The organism is Streptomyces sp. NPDC058964, from assembly GCF_042741275.1.
GTDB lineage: Bacteria > Actinomycetota > Actinomycetes > Streptomycetales > Streptomycetaceae > Streptomyces.
The window spans coordinates 30103-32706 of sequence record NZ_JBHYKH010000035.1; the positions used below are offsets into that span (position 1 = coordinate 30103).

Genomic DNA, 2604 nt, shown 5'->3' on the forward strand with positions numbered 1-2604 from the left:
CCTGGGGGGGTCACACCCCCCCCCCGCGTCCCCCCGAAACCCCCCCGCCCCCGCGGGGCGGGGCGCCGCCCCCCCCCGTCCGGGTCAGCGCGTCGGCCGCCGCGTCCACGCCGCCCCTCGGCCCGCCCGGCGCCTCCACCGGCACCCGGGCCAGCGCCGCCTCGACGCACTCGCGCAGATACGTCTCGTGGTCCTCGACCCCGAGCACGGCCCGCGCGGTGTCCCGCACCCGCCACACCACGAGGACCACCGCCCGCAGGGCGACCCCGTTGCCGTCGGCCGCCGGCATCGGCTCGCTGCGCCAGTGCCTGAGCCGTACGTCGGCCCGGCGGCGCAGCAGCAGCGGGTTGACCCAGAGCAGACCGGTGCGCCGGACGGTCCCCCGGTAGCGGCCGAACAGGCCGAGCACCCAGGCCCGCCCGGTGGTTCCCCGGGCCAGGCCGCCGAAGCCGAACAGGCCGAGCGCCCCGGCCCCTGCGTACACGGCCCACTGGGCCGGCCCCAGACCGGCACCCGCGACCGCCGGCAGCCGCAGCGCCTCCACCACGGCCGGCGGCAGCACTCCGGCCCACCACGAGGCGGCCGCGCAGCCGGCCAGCCCGCCCGCCCCCGCGAGCACCCCGGCCGCACCGGGCAGCACCCGCCCCGGGCACTCCACCAGGTCGGGATCGATCTCAGGTACCGGCCGCGTCTTCGCCGGGGCCGGGCGCCTCAGGCGCGGCTGTTCCCCCGTGCCATGTCTGCGGTTCACCACGGCGGGCCGCAGCGGTGCCGGGTCGGGGTCGTCGCGGAACAGCAGATGGACGGGGATCTCGGTGGTCGCCTCGTTCTGGATCAGCCGGGCGGGACGGGTCGGCCCCTCGGGTGGCCCCTCCGACTCGGGTGTGTGAGAAGTGGTCGTACTCATGCGTGCCTCCAGCCTCCGCGCCAGATGCGTCACAACAGGTGGTACAGACGGGTCACAACGGATGACAACGGGTCACAACGGTTGTCGCGGTCGTCACGAGAAGAGCCGTCGCCAGGTCTCCGGCCCCGGGTAGCCGTCCGCCGCGCCGCCCCGCCAGCCCTGGGAGCGCTGGAAGGCCTCGACCGCCCTGCGGTCCGACTCGTCCCAGCGCGGTCCCGGCGGGTTGGTGTAGAACGCGCCGAACCCTTTCTTCACCAGTTGCCTCCCCAGCTGGGTGACGTACACGTTGTCCTCGCCCGGACGGAACAGGTTCCGGCCGGGATAGCCGGGCACGCCGTGCGAGGCGGGTTCTCTGGTGGTGGTGCCGGCGCCCGCCACCGGGATGTTCTTCCCCTTCCCGCTCGTCAGCAGTTCCCAGGTACGCGGTCCGGGCAGGCCGTCCGCGTTCGCGCCGGTCCAGCCCTGGGCCTGCTGGAACGCCTGGGTCGCCCGCCGGTCCGCGTCCGACCAGCGGGGGCCGGGACCCTGGGTGTAGTAGGTCCCGGCCCCGCGCGCGATCAGCATCCTCCCGAGCTGGGTGACATAGTCGTTGTCGGCTCCGGGGCCGAAATACGCCGCTCCCGGGAACGGCTGTGCCTTGGTGGCACTGGCCGGATTCGCACCCGCCGTGCTCTCGGTCACACCCTTGTACCGGTAGGGGACGTACCGGTCGGAGTTGCTCCAGTAGGTGTAAGGGGTCGACTGGCGGCGGGTGTGCGGGGGCGTCTGTTCGTAGGCCGTGTAGTGGGTGTGCGTGTAGTCCGTCCAGCCGCCGAAAATCACGACGTGTGAGCCCTTCTCGGGGTTGTCGGGATTGTGGAACAGCAGCATGTCGCCGGCCTGGAGTTCGTCCTTGGAAATCTTCACGCCGTACTGGTCGAGGCTGCCGGTCCATTCGTTTCCCGGCAGTCCCCAGGCCATTGAGACATAGCCCGAACAGTCCTGCCGGTAACCGTCGGACCAATAGGAGTCCATGCTGTACGGCACGTGCGCGGCGACCCAGATCTTGGCCCGGTTGATGATGTCCGTACGGGTGATCTTGGGCGCGTCGGCCGGGGAGCCCGACTTGGCGGGTGTCCCGCCCGGGCCGTGCAGGGGCGCCTTGGCACCCTGCGGGGTGTCGGGCTCGGGGTCTGCGGGAACGCCGGGCCGGTGGGGGGCGTGGGAGACGGTGAGGGCGGCGGCCGGGTGACCCGCGCCGAGGAGGGCGGACGCGGCGGCCGCCACGACCAGGGCTGCCCGCCGGGCGGCCGGGTGACCGCCGAATCGGCCGGCCGGGGAATGCGCGCCCTCCCGCCGCCACTGGACGCATCCGGGGCACTCGCAGCCGCTCACGGGGTCGAATTCCTCGAATACCGGGGTCGCCATGCGATTCCCCTCACATTCCTGGTGGAAATATCCGCAACTGTGCACGTTGATCAGTTTCCCAACTGTCTTCCCGACGCGCATGCTGACGGTCCGAATGATGTACGGCCGCCCGGCGGACCCGCGTCGGGCGGCGCCGGTGGTCCGGAGCACACCCGGAGGTCGGGTAGAGTTCTCCTGTCAGCGGGCGCCGCTAGCTCAGTTGGTTAGAGCAGCTGACTCTTAATCAGCGGGTCCGGGGTTCGAGTCCCTGGCGGCGCACCGACCGGAAGGCCCCCTCGCAAGCGCGAGGG

General features: G+C 72.7%; 1 protein-coding gene, 1 tRNA gene and 1 pseudogene. 1 reads left to right on the forward strand and 2 read right to left on the reverse strand.

Annotation, left to right across the window (positions count from 1 at the left end; genetic code table 11):
- Positions 1-907: pseudogene (locus tag ACFW2E_RS07225) on the reverse strand (SPFH domain-containing protein); the annotation flags it as partial.
- 93 nt (positions 908-1000) lie between these two features.
- Positions 1001-2314: a peptidoglycan-binding protein gene (locus ACFW2E_RS07230; protein WP_384462678.1), complete on the reverse strand. Its 1314-nt coding sequence runs from the start codon at positions 2312-2314 to the stop codon at positions 1001-1003.
- A 184-nt stretch (positions 2315-2498) separates the two neighbouring features.
- Here ACFW2E_RS07230 and ACFW2E_RS07235 point away from each other — a divergent pair.
- Positions 2499-2572 (forward strand) — tRNA-Lys (locus ACFW2E_RS07235).
- The last annotated feature ends 32 nt before the right edge of the window (positions 2573-2604 follow it).

Excerpts from the sequence above, each read along its gene's own strand:
- ACFW2E_RS07230 (WP_384462678.1), bottom strand. The coding sequence starts at position 2,314 with ATGGCGACCCCGGTATTCGAGGAATTCGACCCCGTGAGCGGCTGCGAG.